The sequence below is a fragment of the Roseixanthobacter glucoisosaccharinicivorans genome, from assembly GCF_043195095.2.
In the GTDB taxonomy this organism is placed as follows: domain Bacteria; phylum Pseudomonadota; class Alphaproteobacteria; order Rhizobiales; family Xanthobacteraceae; genus NCEH01.
Map to the genome: position 1 here is coordinate 805,136 of NZ_CM195538.1, position 15,726 is coordinate 820,861.

Below are 15,726 nucleotides of genomic sequence, written 5' to 3' on the forward strand. Positions count from 1 at the left end.
TCCGCCGCCGGTGCGATGTGCCCGCTGCGCGCCGTTCCGCCGGGGCGCGTGCCGATGATCCGCCTCAGGCGCGGGCGAGGGCCGCCACCTGCGCCATATTCGCGATATCCGTGCTCTGGAGCAGGCTGCGCGCGAGATCCGGAGTCTTGCCCCCGAGCACCGGCTTCACCAGCGTGGTGAATTTCGCGGACAGCGCCGCGTCCGCCGGAAACAGGTCCGGTTCGCCCGAGGGGTCGGGAATGTCCAGCTCGAACGTGCCGCCGGTGGTGGTCACGGTGAGGAGCGCGCCGAAGGGATGGGCGCGGCCTTCGAGCGCCGGATCCGCCTCCACGTCGATCCGATCGCACATGGCCTCGATGGCGGGATCGCCGAGCCGGTCGTAATCGTCCCAGCCGAAGGCGCCCTGGTCGAGCGCGACGGCGGCGGTGAAGGGCATGGAGAATTGCCCGTCCACCACCGTGCGCGCCCGGCGCTTCTCGTCGAGCGGCGCGCCGGTGAGCGTGATGCCGTTGGGATGCAGCCCCACGCGCACCTTCACGATGTCGGCGGCGGTGAGATGATGTTCGGCCCGCAGCGACAGCAGCCCGTCGAGGGCGGCATGGGTATAGCGGCAGCTGGGATAGGGCTTGAGCCCGATCTTCATGGTCTCGTACACGGTGCCGAGGTCGCGCACCGCCTTGGCCGGGTCGGCGCCGTCGCTATAACCGTGCAGGAACCCGTGCTTGCCCTCGATGGCCTCCGAGGCGCCCTTGAAGCCTTCGGCCGAAAGGGTGGCGGCGATCAGCCCGTTCATGGCGGCCGCGCCCACCTGGTAGCGCTTGTTCCAGGCGCCGTTGACCAGGAATTGCAGCGAGCCCGCCGCCTGGCTCGCCGCGACCCCGAAGGCGCAGGCGATGCGCTCGGCGTCCAGCCCCAGCAGCTTGCCCGCCGCCGCCGCCGCACCGAACGTGCCGGCGGTGGCGGTGGGATGGAAGCCGCGCGCATAGTGCACAGTGGGATCAAGCGCGACGCCGAGCCGGCAGCACACTTCATATCCGGCGATCACGGCGGTGATGAAATCACGCCCGCTGGCGCCCACCATCTCGGCGGCGGCGAAGGCGGCGCAGACCACCGGAGCGCTCGGGTGGAGCGAGGATTCCGCATGGGTGTCGTCGAAATCCAGCGAATGGCCGTAGACGCCGTTCAGCAGTGCGGCGACCGCCGGCGCATAGGTGCGCGACGCCCCGACCACGGTGCACGCGCCGGGGCCGTCGAGGCCGAGCCGGGCGAGCATGGCGCGCACGCTGGCGCTGGATTCCGCATCCGCCCCGCCGCGCGCGATATTGCCGAAGAAGTCGAGCACCAGCCGTTCCGCCCGCGCCACCACTTCGGGCGGGAGGTCGGCGAAGGCGAGGTCCGCGACATAGCGGGCGAGAATGTTGGTTTCGTCGCTCATTTGGCGTCTCCCTGAAGCGCCGGCGTGCCCTGCGCGCGGGCCAAAATGCCTTCGGCGCGCAGGCGCACCGGCGTGTCCACCATGGCCCCGTCCAGCTTCACCGCAGCGCCTCCGGCGGCCGAGGCCGCCAGCACCCGCCGCGCCCATTCCAGTTCCGCGTCCGAAGGGGCAAATCCCTTGATCACCGGGGCGATCTGGCGCGGATGGATGCACAGCTTGCCGGCGCAGCCGAGGCTTGCGGCATAAGCGGCCTCGCGCTCGCACAGCGCGGCATCGTCGAAGCCGGCGGTCACCCCGTCGAGCGGGCCGGCGAGCCCCGCGAGGCGCGAGGCCAGCACCAGTTCGCTGCGCGCGGCGAGCAGGGCATCGTTGGTATGGGCGCTGCCGATGTCGGCGGCGAAGTCGATGGAGCCGAACGCCAGCCGGCGCACCTGCGGCGCGGCGGCGATGGCGCGAGCATTGGCGATGCCGCGCGCGGTTTCCACCAGCGCCATCACCGGCAGGCCGTCGAGATCGGGAAGGTCTGCGACGTTCTCGGCCTTGGGCAGCACCAGCCCGGTGAGCGGCAGGCGCCGCGCCAAAGCGAGGTCTTCCGCGTGCCAGGGCGTGCCGACGGGATTGACGCGTAGGAAGATCGGCCCGCCGCCCGCCGGGAAGCCGGCCGCGATGGCCTCGCGCGCATGGGGCTTCTCGGCCACCGCCACGGCATCCTCCAAATCGAGGATGATGGCATCGGCACCGGCGTTGAGCGCCTTGCCGAAGCGTTCCGGGCGGTCGCCGGGAACGAACAGGACCACGAGACGCGCGTCGAACAGCGAAGAGGACATGAACCGCCCTGGGTCAGAACGAAGGAGGGTCGCACAGTGCCGCGCGGTCCGGCCGGCGCAAATAGGGAATTGCTTGCCCGCTCATAGCAAAGACCTATGGCCCCCCGCGAAGGCGGACCGTCCGCCCGGTGGCAGGGGCGGGCGGCCGGTGGCGCGGCGCGAAATCGCGCTATATGATTTGTATATGGCGCCTAGGCCAGATGCGTATTTGTGCTCTGGCCAGCTTTAGGGCGAGTGTCATCCTTATGCGACCCGCACGGCGTGCGCGCCGGCCGCGATGGCTCCTCGAACTTTTCCGGTCCCGATGCAGAACGATCTTGAAGGCATCCTTGTCGTCTCCGTGGAGCAGGCGGTGGCCGCTCCCTATCTGTCGTCCCGCCTCGCGGATGCTGGCGCGCGGGTCATCAAGATCGAGCGGCCGGAGGGGGATTTCGCCCGCAATTACGATTCCCTGGTGCATGGCGAGAGCGCTTATTTCGTCTGGCTGAACCGGGGCAAGGAATCCGTCTGCCTCGACCTGAAGGCCCCTGAGGACCTCGCCGTGTTGCGGGCGATGGTGGCGCAGGCGGACATCTTCATCCAGAATCTCGCCCCCGGCGCCATCGACCGGCTCGGCTTCGCGCCGGACAAGCTGCGGGCGGAAAATCCCCGCCTGATCACCTGCTCCATCTCCGGCTATGGCGACGAGGGTCCCTATCGCGATCTGAAGGCCTATGACCTGCTGGTGCAGGCGGAGAGCGGGCTCTCCTCCATCACTGGCAATGAGCATGGCTCGGCGCGGGTCGGCGTCTCGGTGTGCGACATCGCCGCCGGCATGACGGCGCTTCAGGCGGTGATGCAGGCGCTCTATGCCCGCGAGCGCACCGGCATCGGCCGGCACATCGCGGTGTCGCTTTATCACGCGCTGTCCGACTGGATGAACGTGCCCTATCTGCAATATGTCTATGGCGGCAAGGTGCCGGAGCGGGCGGGCCTCAACCATCCCACCATCGCGCCCTATGGCGCCTATACCTGCGCCGACGGCAAGGCGGTGCTGTTCTCGATCCAGAACGAGCGGGAATGGCTGATGTTCTGCACCGAGGTGCTGGGCGATGCCGCCATCGCCGCCGATCCGCGCTTCGACAGCAACAACAATCGCGTCGCCTCCCGCCCGGCGCTGGATGAGGCGATCAACGCGGTCTTCTCCACGCTGACCCGCGCGCAGGCGGTGGAGCGGCTGGAGCGCGCCCGCGTTGCCTATGGCCGGGTGAGCACGCTGGAAGATGTCGCGGCCCATCCCCAAAACCGCTATGTGGAAGTGGAAACACCCTCAGGCCCCGTGCGCTACCTGGCGCCCGGAGCGGTGGTGGATGGCAAGCCGGCGGACTTCGGCGCGGTGCCGGCGCTCGGCGCTCACACGGACGCGGTGCGCGCCGCCTTCGCCCCCGCGCCGGTATCCGTCTGAGGCAATAAAACAGGGAAGAAACGCCATGACTGTTCGCCCCGCCGGCACTGCGCTCGGCCTCCTGGAGCGTTGGCTTGCGCCCTTCGCGGCGCTGAAAGTGCTGGATGTGGGCTGCGGCAAGGGCGCGCTCGCCCGTGCCCTTGCCGCGCGCGGCGCCGAGGTGACCGGCATTGATCCCCAGGCGGAAGCGATCGCCGCGGCGCGCGAGGCGGTGCCGGGGGCAAGGTTCGAGCAGGCGGGCGCACAGGACCTGCCGTTCGCCGATGGCACATTCGGCGCGGCGGTGTTTCTCAACAGCCTGCACCACGTGCCGCAGCCGCTGATGGCGGCGGCGTTGCGCGAGGCGGCGCGGGTGAGTGGCGGCAATGTGGTGGTGGTCGAGCCGCTGGCGGCGGGCACCTTCTTCGCCTCCATGCTGCCGGTGGAGGACGAGACCGAGATTCGCGCGCAGGCCCAGGCGGCCCTGGCTGGTGTGGAGCGCGACGGCCTGCGCATTCTTGAATGCGTGGAATATGACGATCTGCGCAAATTCTCCGGGCTGGACGCCTTCATCGCCAAGCTGGTGGAGGTGGACCCCGCCCGCGCTTCCGCGACCGTCGAGAAGCGTGCCGCGCTGCAGGAGCTGTTCAGCGCCAATGCGGTGCCGGAGGGGGAGAGCTTCCGCCTGGTTCAGCCGCACCGGGCGCACCGGCTGGGCATTGCCGCCCCATAGATTTTCCTTCTCTGTAGCCGTCTGCGTATAATCCCGGCATCTGACCCTTAGGGAAGACGCCGACCGTGGACCTGCGACAGCTTCGTTATTTCATCACCATCGTCGAGATGGGCTCCTTCTCCAAGGCGGCCCATCGCCTGCGCGTGGCCCAGCCGGCGTTGAGCCAGCATGTGCGCAACATGGAGATGGACCTTGGGGTGGACCTGCTGTTCCGCAGCCCGCAGGGCGTGCGCCCGACGGAGGCGGGGGAAACGCTGCTGCGCCATGCCCGGCTGATCATCGGCCAGATGGAGGTGGCGCGCGAGGCGGTGAAGGGCGGGCAGGCGGAGCCGGCCGGCGAAGTGCGATTCGGCATGCCCGGCACCATCAGCCAGATGTTGTGTGTGCCTTTGCTGAGCGAAGCGCGCCGGCGCTATCCCAAGGTCAAGCTGCGGGTCGCGGAAGCCATGAGCGGCTTCGTGCTGGATTGGCTGCGCGACGGCAAGATTGATCTCGGCGTGCTCTATCGCACGGTGAATGATCGCGGCCTGACCGCCCATCGCGTGCTGTCCGAGGAATTGTGCCTGATCGGCCCCAAGGTGCCGCCGGAAGGGGAGAGCCATCCCTCGGGTGGGCCGGTGCCGCTCGGGCGGGTGGCGCAGCTCACGCTGATTCTGCCGAGCCTGGGCCATGGCCTGCGTGAACTGATCGAGGAGCGGGCCATGTCCGAGGGGGCGTTGCTGAGCACCGTGATCGACATCGACACTTATGGGCAGATCAAGCTGCTGGTGGAAGGCGGCCTCGGCTATGCCATCCTGCCGGCGGCGGCGGTGCGGCGCGAGGTGGAGGAAGGGCGGCTGCTCGCCTGGCCGCTGGGCGTGCCCGTGCTCACGCGCGACCTGCACATCGTGCGGCCCTGCGACCGGCCGCTGTCCAACGCCGTGCGCGCCATCGACGCACTGGCGCACGCCACCTTGATCCGCCTGGTGCGGGAAGGGGCCTGGAGCGCCTCCCTGGCCGAGGATCTGGAAGAGGGCCGCTAGCGTGGCGCCGCGGCGCCGCGGCTTCAAAACGCAGAATTACCGTTTCGCGGGCACATGACCTTACGGAATACTGATTTCGTCGCCGCTATAATAAATTGCGATTACAAGCAGCTTTAAATAGTCTTTGCTTCTGGCGTCGCGCATTTTCAAGATGCGCCGGCGCAGATGACGCTGGCGGGCCGTTGCGGCCCGCGAAGGTCCCCAATGTCGCGGGCGAATGCGCCGCGATCAAGAGGGGCCGCGTTGGCGGCACGAAGAGGGAGAGACGCAATGAAGAGGTTCGTATTCGGTGCCGTGATGGCGGCTGCGCTGATGGGGGCGCCGGCCGCCTTCGCCCAGCAGATCGTGATCAAGTTCAGCCATGTCACCACCCCCGATACCCCCAAGGGCAAGGGCGCGGAGAGGTTCAAGCAGCTGGCCGAGAAATACACCAACGGCAAGGTGAAGGTCGAAATCTACCCCAACTCCCAGCTCTATAAGGACAAGGAGGAGATGGAGGCGCTTCAGCTCGGCGCCGTGCAGATGCTCGCGCCCTCGCTCGCCAAGTTCGGCCCGCTCGGCGTGCGGGAGTTCGAGGTGTTCGACCTGCCCTATATCTTCCCGAACAAGGAAGCGCTGCGCCGGGTCACCGACGGCAAGGTGGGCAAGACGCTGTTCGCCAAGCTCGAGTCCAAGGGCATCAAGGGTCTTGCCTATTGGGACAATGGCTTCAAGATCATGAGCGCCAACACGCCGATCGCCAAGCCCACGGACTTCCGGGGCCTGAAGATGCGCATCCAGTCGTCCAAGGTTCTGGACGCGCAATTCCGCGCCATCGGCGCGCTGCCGCAGGTGATGGCCTTCTCGGAAGTCTATCAGGCCATGCAGACCGGCGTGGTGGATGGCTCGGAGAATACGCCTTCCAACATGTATACCCAGAAGCATTATGAAGTGCAGAAGTATGCGCTGGTCACCAATCACGGCTATATCGGCTATGCGGTGATCGTGAACAAGCCGTTCTGGGACGGGTTGCCCGCCGACGTGCGCACGCAATTGGAAAAGGCCATGGCGGAGGCCACCGCCTATTCCAATTCCATCTCGCAGGCCGAGAATGACGAGGCGCTCAACGCGATGAAGGCGTCCGGCAAGATCCAGATCTCGACCCCGACCAAGGAAACGACCGCCGCGTTCCGCAAGGCGATGGAGGTGGTCTATACCGAGATGGGAAGCCGCATCGGCCAGGAAACCATCAACGCGGTGCTGAAAGAGACTGAGGCCACCAAATGATCGCCTGACCTGAAGGCCGCCCGCCCCGCGCGGCGCGGCCTTCGGGTTTTGTCCGCGCCCGTCGGGGCGCGCGCGGCCAGATCTGGCCGGGCTCCAGCGGCCAGGGCGGGACGCGAACGCGCCCGGGCCGCCGCTGGCGACGTGCCGGCATCTGCGCGGCCATCGGCGCCACACCAGGGCCACGCCGACGGCATCGGCTGACCGCATTCGAAAAGAAGAGCATCGTTCAGGCGCCCGGTCACCGGGCCGCCGAAACGCGCCCGAGAGGGGAGGCCATGGAAGATCCGCTGTACAAGCTCTACACGATGCTCGCATTCACGGCGGCGGTGTTCGTCATCTACATGGCGATCATGATCCGCACCAACGGCGCGCGCACGGCACTGTTCCATGTCCTCGATCATCTGGAGGAAACGCTGATCGCGGTGCTGATCGGCGCGGCCACCTTGCTGATCTTCGTGGCCGTCCTCCAGCGTTACGCGGCCGGCACCAGCCTGCTTTATCCCTATGTGGGCCACATCAACCTCGGCTGGGCGCAGGAAGCGTGCATCCTGATGTTCGTGTGGATGGCCAAGATCGGCGCCGCTTATGGCGTGCGCACCGGCATCCATGTGGGCGTCGACGTGCTGGTGAACCGCCTGCCAGACCGCTCGCGCGCCGCGCTGATCCTGTTCGGGCTGCTGTGCGGCGCCCTGTTCACGGCGGTGGTCGGCACGTTCGGCGTGAAATTCGTGATGGCGCGCTACGCCTTCGGCGACATGACGGCGGAAATGGAGCTGCCGTCCTGGATCGTCTATCTGGCGATCCCCATCGGCTCCTATCTCATGTGTTTCCGCTTTCTCCAGGTGGCGCTGTCGTTCTGGCGCACGGGCCACCTGCCGGTGCACGACCATGGCCATGTGGACGGGCTGGATACCGACCTGCCCGGCGCCGATTCCTCCGATCTGTTTCCGAAGGAGATCCGCCGGTGAGCGCCCTCATCATCTTCGGCCTGTTTCTGCTTCTGATGCTGACCGGGATGCCGATTTCGATCGCGCTCGGCATGACGGTTCTGACCTTCGTCTATACGCTGACCACGATCCCGGTCGACATCGTCGCGCAAAAGCTGTTCACGGGCATCGAGAAGTTCGAGATCATGGCGATCCCGTTCTTCATCCTGGCGGGAAATTTCCTCACCCACGGCGGGGTCGCGCGACGGCTGATCAATTTCGCCACCTCGCTGATCGGCCATTGGCCGGGGGGCCTCGGGCTTGCCGGCGTGCTCGCCTGCGCCTTGTTCGCGGCGGTCTCCGGCTCCTCGCCGGCGACCGTGGTGGCGATCGGCTCGATCATCCTTCCCGCGATGCAGGCGCAGGGCTTTCCGCCGAAATTCGGCGCCGGCGTGGTCACCACCTCGGGCGCGCTCGGCATTCTCATTCCGCCGTCGATCGTGATGGTGATGTATTCGGTCGCCACCACCGGCCTGCAGATGACCGGGCCGAACGGCGAGCGCGTCACCTCCGCCTCGATCGGCGATCTGTTCATCGCCGGTGTGGTGCCGGGGCTCCTGCTGGCGGTGCTGCTCGGCGTCACCACCTGGTATCGCGCGTGGAAGAATGATTATCCGCGCATGCCGCGCGCGACGATGATCGAACGCTGGCGGGCGTTCCGCGAGAGCATCTGGGGCCTCGCGCTGATCGTCATCGTGATGGGCGGCATCTATACCGGCGCGTTCACGCCGACCGAGGCGGCGGCGGTGGCGGCGGTCTATGCCTTCATCATCGCGGTGTTCGTGTATCGCGACATGGGCCTGAAGGATGTGCCGCGGGTGCTGCTGTCGAGCGCCAACATGTCGGCGATGCTGCTCTACATCATCTCCAACGCGGCCCTGTTCTCGTTCCTCATGACCAACGAGAATATTCCCCAGGCCATGACGCAATGGATGGTGGACCTCGGCTTCGGCGCCATCGGCTTCCTGCTCATGGTGAACGTGCTGCTGCTTCTGGCCGGCAATGTGATGGAGCCGACCTCGATCGTGCTCATCATGGCGCCGATCCTCACGCCGGTGGCGGTGCGGCTGGGCATTGATCCGCTGCATTTCGGCATCATGATCGTGGTGAACATGGAGGTCGGCATGTGCCATCCCCCGGTCGGCCTCAATCTCTACGTGGCGTCCGGCATCACGCGCATGGGCATCAGCGAACTCACCGTGGCGGTGATGCCCTGGCTGCTGGCGATGATCGCCTTCCTGCTGGCCATCACTTATATCCCGGCCATCACCCTGTTCGTCCCGCATCTGCTGGGCCGCTGAGGGGGAGACATGAAACCGAACGTCGTCATCGCCGAGGAAGATGTGATCGCGAGCGTCGCCGACGCCTTGCAATACATCTCCTATTTTCACCCCGCCGATTACATCACCCATCTCGCGCAGGCCCATGCGCGCGAGCAATCCGTGGCGGCGAAGGACGCCATCGCGCAGATCCTGGTGAATTCGCGCATGGCGGCGCTCGGCCACCGGCCGATCTGCCAGGATACCGGGCTGGTGGTGGCGTTCGTAAAGGTGGGCATGGACGTGCGCTTCGATACCGACCGCGCGCTCGCGGATCTGGTGAACGAGGGCGTGCGCCGGGCCTATCTCGACGCGGACAATCCGCTGCGCGCCTCCATGGTGGAGGACCCGCTGTTCGCCCGCCGCAACACCCGCGACAATGCCCCCGCCGTGGTGCATGTGGAATTGGTGCCCGGCGGCACGGTGGAAATCTCGCTGGCGGCGAAGGGCGGCGGATCGGAGAACAAGGCGCGCTTCGCGACCCTCAATCCCTCCGCCTCGGTGGTGGATTGGGTGCTGAAGACGGTGCCGGAACTCGGCGCCGGCTGGTGCCCGCCCGGCATGCTCGGCATCGGCATCGGCGGCAGCGCGGAAAAGGCCATGCTGCTGGCCAAGGAATCCCTGCTCGAACCCATCGACATGACGCAGCTTCTCGCGCGCGGCCCGGCGAGCCGGGAAGAGGAATTGCGCATCGAGCTGTATGAGAAGGTGAATGCGCTCGGCATCGGCGCGCAGGGGCTCGGCGGGCTCACCACGGTGGTGGACGTGAAAATCGCCACTTTCCCCACCCATGCGGCGTCCAAGCCGGTGGCGCTGATTCCCCAATGCGCCGCCAACCGGCATGCCACCATCGTGCTCGACGGCTCCGGCCCGGTGAAGCTCGACCCGCCGGACCTCTCCGCCTGGCCGCAGATCGTGCTCGATCAGACCAGCACGGTCGCGCGGCGGGTGGATCTCGACACGTTGACGCGGGAGGAGGTCGCCTCCTGGCGCATCGGCGAGAAGCTGCTGCTGAACGGGCGCATGCTCACCGGGCGCGACGCCGCCCATGCCCGCATGTCGCAGATGCTGCGGGCGGGGGAACCCTTGCCGGTGAGCCTGAAGGACCGGGTGATCTATTATGTCGGCCCGGTGGACGCGGTGCGCGAGGAGGCGGTCGGCCCCGCCGGCCCCACCACCTCCACGCGGATGGACGTCTTCACCGACGAGATCCTCGCCGGCACCGGGCTGATCGCCATGATCGGCAAGGCCGAGCGCGGCCCGGACGCGATCGCCGCCATCGCGCGCCACAAGGCGGCCTATCTGATCGCCATCGGCGGGGCGGCCTATCTGGTGTCGAAGGCCATCAAGAGCGCGCGGGTGCTGGCGTTCGAGGACCTTGGCATGGAGGCGATCCACGAATTCGTGGTGGAGGACATGCCGGTGACGGTGGCCGTGGATAGTGCCGGGCAATCGGTGCACGCGCTGGGGCCGGCGCTGTGGCGGGCGCGGATCGCCGAGCGGGTATAGCTTTTTCCCCTACCGGGCGATCACTTTTATCACTTTCCAAGATGGCCTCATCCCTTGCTAGGGAGGAGGACGGTTTGCTTTGGAGTGGGTTCATGCAGGGTCAGGACGAGGAAACATTCGCCGATATCCGCGATGCGGTGCGCAAGCTCTGCGCAGGCTTTCCGGGCGAATATTGGCGCCGGCTCGATCGCGAGGCGGCCTATCCGTCCGAGTTCGTCGCTGCGCTGACCCAGTCCGGCTTCCTGTCAGCCCTGATACCGGAGGCCTATGGCGGGGCCGGCCTGCCCCTGTCCGCCGCAGCCGCCATCTTGGAGGAAGTGCAGCGGGCAGGGTGCAACGGGGGCGCCTGCCATGCCCAGATGTACATCATGGGCGCGCTGCTGCGGCACGGCAACGAAGCGCAGAAGCAGGCCTATCTGCCGAAGATCGCCTCCGGCGAACTGCGCCTCCAGGCGTTCGGCGTCACCGAGCCGACGTCCGGCACCGACACCTCCTCCATCAAGACCTTCGCCGAGAAGCGCGGCGACCATTATGTGGTCAACGGGCAGAAGGTGTGGACGTCGCGGGCGGAATATTCCGACCTGATGCTGCTGCTCGCGCGCACCACGCCCAAAGACCAGGTGAAGAAGCGCACCGACGGCCTTTCGGTCTTCATCCTGGACATGCGCGAAGCGCGCAATGCCGGCCTGACCATCCGCCCCATTCGGGCGATGATGAACCATTCCACCACCGAAGTGTTCTTCGACAATGTGCGCATTCCCGCCGAAAATCTCATCGGCGAGGAAGGCAAGGGCTTCCGCTACATCCTGTCGGGCATGAATGCCGAGCGCATCCTCATCGGCTCGGAATGCGTGGGCGACGCCAAATGGTTCATCGAGAAGGCCACCGCTTATGCCAAGGAGCGGGTGGTGTTCGGCCGGCCGATCGGCCAGAACCAGGGCATCCAGTTTCCCATCGCCAAGGCCTATGCCCAGATGCGCGCGGCCGAATTGATGGTGCACAAGGCGGCCGAGCGCTTCGAGGCCGGCCTTGATTGCGGCGAGCAGGCCAATATGGCGAAGATGCTGGCGGCCGATGCCTCCTGGGCGGCGGCGGAAGCCTGCGTGCAGACCCACGGCGGCTTCGGCTTTGCCGAGGAATACGACGTGGAACGCAAGTTCCGCGAGACGCGCCTGTATCAGGTGGCGCCGATCTCCACCAATCTCATCCTGAGCTATATCGCCGAGCATGTGCTCGGCCTGCCGCGCTCCTATTGAGGTCGACATGAGCGAGCCCCTGGACGTTGAAACCCTGCGCGGCTGGATCGGCCGCACCAACGAGGTGAGCGACCTCGTGACCGCCCGCGCGGTGCGCGAAATGCGCGCCACGCTGAACCGCGATCCCGGCGACCCGGCGCCCGGCGAAGAGGCGACGCTCACCGCCCATTGGTGCCTGTCGCCGATCACGGTGGAGATGGACCGCCTGGGGCCGGACGGGCATCCCGCGCGCGGCGGGTTCCTGCCGCCCGTTCCGCTGCCGCGCCGCATGTGGGCGGGCGGCGCGCTCGAATTCCACGATGCGCTGCGGGTGGGCGACGAGGCGCGCCGCCTGTCGCGCATCGAGGACGTGGTGGTGAAGGAAGGGCGCACGGGTACTTTGTGCTTCGTCACCGTCGCGCACAATATCTATACGCCGCGTGGCCTGGCCCTCGCCGAGCGGCAGGACATCGTCTATCGCGGCGTGGATGCGCCGGCGGGTGGCGCCGGCAAGAGCGAGCCGCCACCGGTCGCCACCTGGCAGGAAGAGGTGGACACCTCCCCGGTGCTGCTGTTCCGCTATTCCGCCGTCACCTTCAACGGCCACCGCATCCATTACGACCGCACCTATTGCCAGCAGGAAGAGGGCTATCCCGGCCTCGTCGTGCACGGGCCGTTGCAGGCGACGATGCTGGTGGAATTCGCCGCGCGCCTGCTGGGGCGGCCGCTGAAGCGCTTCTCGTTCCGCAGCGTGCGGCCGATCTTCGACGGGCCGCCCATGCGCCTCAACGCCGCTGAGGGGGCCGAGGGCCTGGACCTGTGGACCTGCGGTGAGGATGGCCGCCCCTGCATGATCGCGCAGGCGGGTTGACCCGGCGTTCGGCGCGGGACACGGCGCGCGGGGCCCGCGCGCCGGATCGGCTCACATGATTTCGACGCGGTTCTTGCCGTTGCGCTTGGCTTCATAAAGCGCCGCGTCGGCCTGGGCGATGAGCCGATCAATGGGCTGGCCCTTTTCCGAGGGCGTATAGACGTGCACGCCCGCGCTCACCGTGAGGCGCTCGGGCAAGGCGGTGCTGGTGGCAATGGACTGGCGCACGCGCTCGGCCACTTTGCGGGCTTCGGCCTGGGGCGTCTGGGGCAGCAGCAGCAGGAATTCCTCGCCGCCGAACCGGCAGACGGCATCATTCGCCCGCGAGGCGGCGCGCATGCATTGCGCCACTTCCTTCAGGGCGATATCGCCCGCCAGATGGCCGTATCGGTCATTATAGGGCTTGAAGTCGTCCACATCGACCATGATGAAGGCGAGCGGGGTGCCCTCGGCATGGGCGCGCGCCATTTCCTGGTCGAGCCGCTGGCGCAGCGCGCGGCGGTTGAGCGCGCCGGTCAGCGGGTCCAGCGAGGCGAGCTGGGTGAGCTTCTGGTTGGCCTCTTCCAGCTGCTTGCGCTTCTGGTCGAGTTCCTGGATCAAGGTGTGTTCTTCGGTAATGTCGTGGATCTGCGAAATGAAGCAGCGCGGCGAGCCGTCCTCGTTGCGGACCAGGGCGACATTGAGCTGCGCCCAGGTGAGCGCGCCGTCCGGCCGCACATAGCGCTTGTCCATCTCATATTCCGAGATGAGGCCGGCCTTCATCTCCTCCAGCTGCTTCAGATCCAGGCTCAGGTCGTCGGGATAGGTCAGCGACTGGAAGTCCCGCGCCTGAAGCTCCTCTTCCGAATAGCCGAACAGGCGGCAGGCGGCGGGGTTGGCGCGCAGGAACTTGCCGTCGAGATCCACCAGGGTGATGCCGATGGGCGCATTCGCGAACGCGGTCTGGAAGAAATTGATGGCGGCGGTGCGCTCCTTGTCCGCCTCGCGGCGCTCGGCTTCCATGCGGTCGCGCTCGATGGCGCGGCCGAGGGTTTCCGCCAGCAATTCCAGCAGCGCCATCGCTTCGGGGGAGAAGGGCTGTTCGCGCGGCGCGGCGTCCAGCAGGCTGAAGGAGCCGACGATCTCGTCGCCGATCCTGATCGGCGCGCCCATGTAGGATTCAAGGCCGGTGTCGGCATAGATCGGATGGGCGCGCAGAACCGGGTCGCGCGCCACGTGGGGACAGGAGATGGCTTGGCCGGTGCGGATCGCCTCGATCGAATAGGTGGCGGCCTCGGGGATCGGCTGTCCCTCGCGGATCGTCAGCGCCTGGCTGGATTGCATGCGCAAAGGTGTAAACGCGCCATCCTTCACCAAAGCGATGATCGCGACATCCATGCCGAAGATCGCGCGCGCGGTGGTCAGGTAGTGGTCATATATTTCGGTGATCGTACGGTTGGAGAGGCCAAGCAGCTGCCTCACGGCATCCAGCGCTTTAGCCAAATCTCCGCCCATGACCTCGCTGCGCCCCGCCCCGTTCAAGTCTTTCTCCAGGAAGTGCCGGATTATTTAGAGCATCACGATCAAAATAATCGCAAATATACTCGCCATTTATGGGGCTCAACCTTAAGGGGTAATGCCACCATCCGCACGGCTCTGCTACCACAAATTCCACGGGGCCAACAGGTGTCAGCCAATCCAGATTGCGATGAATGCTGCCGATGGCGGAGGATAAGCGGCGCCCAAACAAGGCAAAGTGGATGTACACCCGTGGCGCGGTGGTATAGCAGTCATCCGCCGCATCGGGATTGCCATGACCGACATAGCCACGCGCGTTTATAATCATACCTGGAAAATCGACCCCATCGTCCGCTCGGTGCTCGATACGGATTTCTATAAGCTGCTGATGGGGCAGACGATTTTCCGGCGCCACCCGGACGTGAAGGTCACCTTCGGCATCCACAACCGCACCAGCCGGGTGCGGCTCGGCGACATCATCGACATCGGCGCCTTGCGCGAGCAATTGGATCATGTGCGCTCGCTGCGCCTGACGCGCGGCGAGTCCACGTGGCTGCGCGGGAATATGTTCTACGGCAAGCGGCAGATGTTCTCGCCCGATTATGTGGCGTGGCTGGAAGGCTTCCGCTTCCCCGCCTACCACCTGGAAAAGTGGGACGGCCAATATGAACTGGTGTTCGAGGGGCCGTGGGTCGAGACCACCATGTGGGAGATCCCCGCGCTCGCCATCATCAACGAGCTGCGCTCGCGCGCGGTGCTGAAGGGGCTCGGCAAGTTCGAATTGCAGATTCTCTATGCCCGCGCCATGACGCGGGTGTGGGAGAAGATCGAGGCCATCAAGGCGCTCGGCCCGGTGAATGTCGCCGATTTCGGCACCCGCCGCCGGCATGGCTATCTGTGGCAGGACTGGTGCGTGCAGGCGCTGATGGAAGGGCTGGGGGGCACCTTCCTCGGCACGTCCAACTGCCTCATCGCCATGCGGCGCGAGGTGGAGGCGACCGGCACCAATGCGCACGAACTGCCGATGGTGTATTCCGCGCTCGCCCGCACCGACGCCGAATTGCTGCGCGCGCCCTATCAGGTGCTGGCGGACTGGCAGGAGGATTACGAAGGCAATCTGCGCATCATGCTGCCGGACACCTACGGCACCACCGGCTTTTTGGCGCACGCGCCCGATTGGCTGACCGCCTGGACCGGCATCCGCATCGACAGCAAGGACCCGATCGAGGGGGGCGAGGAGGTGATCGCCTGGTGGAAGTCGCGCGGCCAGGACCCGCGCGAGAAGCTCGCCATCTTTTCCGACGGGCTGGACGTGGACGAGGTGGCGCGCATCCATGCCCGCTTCACCGGGCGCATGCGGCTCGGCTTCGGCTGGGGCACGCTGCTGACCAATGATTTTCGCGGCCTGGCCCCGAACGGCGCGCTCGATCCCATCTCCATCGTCTGCAAGGTGATCTCGGCCAACGGCCTCCCGGCGGTGAAGCTCTCCGACAATCCCACCAAGGCCATGGGGCCGCCGGCCGAAATCGAGCGTTATCGCCGCTTGTTCGAGGTCGGCAACCAGGTCGCGCGCCCCGCGATGGTGTGACACCGCCACGATGAA

General features: G+C 66.6%; 13 protein-coding genes. 10 read left to right on the forward strand and 3 right to left on the reverse strand.

What is annotated here, in order from left to right:
- Positions 1–64: 64 nt before the first annotated feature.
- Both V5F78_RS03380 and V5F78_RS03385 read right to left on the reverse strand, forming a co-directional pair.
- Positions 65–1,435 (reverse strand): MmgE/PrpD family protein, encoded by a 1,371-nt coding sequence (locus V5F78_RS03380; protein ID WP_394066563.1) that lies wholly within the window; start codon positions 1,433–1,435, stop codon positions 65–67.
- Positions 1,432–2,262 carry an HpcH/HpaI aldolase/citrate lyase family protein gene (locus tag V5F78_RS03385; protein ID WP_394066562.1) on the reverse strand — a complete coding sequence of 277 codons (831 nt, stop codon included), beginning with the start codon at positions 2,260–2,262 and terminating at the stop codon, positions 1,432–1,434. The genes V5F78_RS03380 and V5F78_RS03385 overlap by 4 nt, the downstream gene beginning before the upstream one ends.
- Before the next feature lie 304 nt (positions 2,263–2,566).
- On the opposite strand from V5F78_RS03385, the gene V5F78_RS03390 reads away from it, so the two are divergent.
- From V5F78_RS03390 to V5F78_RS03430, 9 genes are all read left to right on the forward strand, one after another.
- Positions 2,567–3,706: a CaiB/BaiF CoA transferase family protein gene (locus V5F78_RS03390; RefSeq protein WP_394066561.1), complete on the forward strand. Its 1,140-nt coding sequence runs from the start codon at positions 2,567–2,569 to the stop codon at positions 3,704–3,706.
- Between the two features lie 25 nt (positions 3,707–3,731).
- On the forward strand, positions 3,732–4,418 hold the full coding sequence (locus V5F78_RS03395; RefSeq protein ID WP_394066559.1) for a class I SAM-dependent methyltransferase: 687 nt from the start codon (positions 3,732–3,734) through the stop codon (positions 4,416–4,418).
- 65 nt (positions 4,419–4,483) lie between these two features.
- A complete protein-coding gene (locus V5F78_RS03400; RefSeq protein ID WP_394066557.1) occupies positions 4,484–5,440 on the forward strand; it encodes a LysR substrate-binding domain-containing protein in 957 nt (318 codons plus the stop codon).
- Between the two features lie 270 nt (positions 5,441–5,710).
- A complete protein-coding gene (locus V5F78_RS03405) occupies positions 5,711–6,706 on the forward strand; it encodes a TRAP transporter substrate-binding protein (protein ID WP_394066555.1) in 996 nt (331 codons plus the stop codon).
- 350 nt (positions 6,707–7,056) lie between these two features.
- Positions 7,057–7,674 carry a TRAP transporter small permease gene (locus tag V5F78_RS03410; protein ID WP_394066886.1) on the forward strand — a complete coding sequence of 206 codons (618 nt, stop codon included), beginning with the start codon at positions 7,057–7,059 and terminating at the stop codon, positions 7,672–7,674.
- A complete protein-coding gene (locus V5F78_RS03415; RefSeq protein WP_394066553.1) occupies positions 7,671–8,993 on the forward strand; it encodes a TRAP transporter large permease in 1,323 nt (440 codons plus the stop codon). Before V5F78_RS03410 ends, V5F78_RS03415 begins: the two co-directional genes overlap by 4 nt.
- A 9-nt stretch (positions 8,994–9,002) precedes the next feature.
- Positions 9,003–10,520, forward strand: a complete 1,518-nt coding sequence (locus V5F78_RS03420) for a fumarate hydratase (RefSeq protein ID WP_394066551.1) — start codon at positions 9,003–9,005, stop codon at positions 10,518–10,520.
- Positions 10,521–10,612: 92 nt separating this feature from the next.
- Complete coding sequence (locus tag V5F78_RS03425; RefSeq protein WP_394066549.1) at positions 10,613–11,776, forward strand: acyl-CoA dehydrogenase family protein; 1,164 nt, start codon at positions 10,613–10,615, stop codon at positions 11,774–11,776.
- Between the two features lie 7 nt (positions 11,777–11,783).
- A complete protein-coding gene (locus tag V5F78_RS03430; RefSeq protein WP_394066547.1) occupies positions 11,784–12,626 on the forward strand; it encodes an HTD2 family dehydratase in 843 nt (280 codons plus the stop codon).
- Positions 12,627–12,677: 51 nt separating this feature from the next.
- On the opposite strand, the gene V5F78_RS03435 is transcribed toward V5F78_RS03430, so the two are convergent.
- Complete coding sequence (locus V5F78_RS03435) at positions 12,678–14,087, reverse strand: sensor domain-containing diguanylate cyclase (RefSeq protein WP_394066545.1); 1,410 nt, start codon at positions 14,085–14,087, stop codon at positions 12,678–12,680.
- 331 nt (positions 14,088–14,418) lie between these two features.
- On the opposite strand from V5F78_RS03435, the gene pncB reads away from it, so the two are divergent.
- Entirely contained in the window at positions 14,419–15,711 is a 1,293-nt protein-coding gene (gene pncB, locus V5F78_RS03440; protein WP_394066543.1) for a nicotinate phosphoribosyltransferase, read from the forward strand.
- Positions 15,712–15,726 lie beyond the last annotated feature (15 nt).

Excerpts from the sequence above, each read along its gene's own strand:
- V5F78_RS03380 (WP_394066563.1), bottom strand. The coding sequence starts at position 1,435 with ATGAGCGACGAAACCAACATTCTCGCCCGCTATGTCGCGGACCTCGCC.
- V5F78_RS03385 (WP_394066562.1), bottom strand. The coding sequence starts at position 2,262 with ATGTCCTCTTCGCTGTTCGACGCGCGTCTCGTGGTCCTGTTCGTTCCC.
- V5F78_RS03390 (WP_394066561.1), top strand. The coding sequence starts at position 2,567 with ATGCAGAACGATCTTGAAGGCATCCTTGTCGTCTCCGTGGAGCAGGCG.
- V5F78_RS03395 (WP_394066559.1), top strand. The coding sequence starts at position 3,732 with ATGACTGTTCGCCCCGCCGGCACTGCGCTCGGCCTCCTGGAGCGTTGG.
- V5F78_RS03405 (WP_394066555.1), top strand. The coding sequence starts at position 5,711 with ATGAAGAGGTTCGTATTCGGTGCCGTGATGGCGGCTGCGCTGATGGGG.
- V5F78_RS03410 (WP_394066886.1), top strand. The coding sequence starts at position 7,057 with ATGATCCGCACCAACGGCGCGCGCACGGCACTGTTCCATGTCCTCGAT.
- V5F78_RS03420 (WP_394066551.1), top strand. The coding sequence starts at position 9,003 with ATGAAACCGAACGTCGTCATCGCCGAGGAAGATGTGATCGCGAGCGTC.
- V5F78_RS03425 (WP_394066549.1), top strand. The coding sequence starts at position 10,613 with ATGCAGGGTCAGGACGAGGAAACATTCGCCGATATCCGCGATGCGGTG.
- V5F78_RS03430 (WP_394066547.1), top strand. The coding sequence starts at position 11,784 with ATGAGCGAGCCCCTGGACGTTGAAACCCTGCGCGGCTGGATCGGCCGC.
- pncB (WP_394066543.1), top strand. The coding sequence starts at position 14,419 with ATGACCGACATAGCCACGCGCGTTTATAATCATACCTGGAAAATCGAC.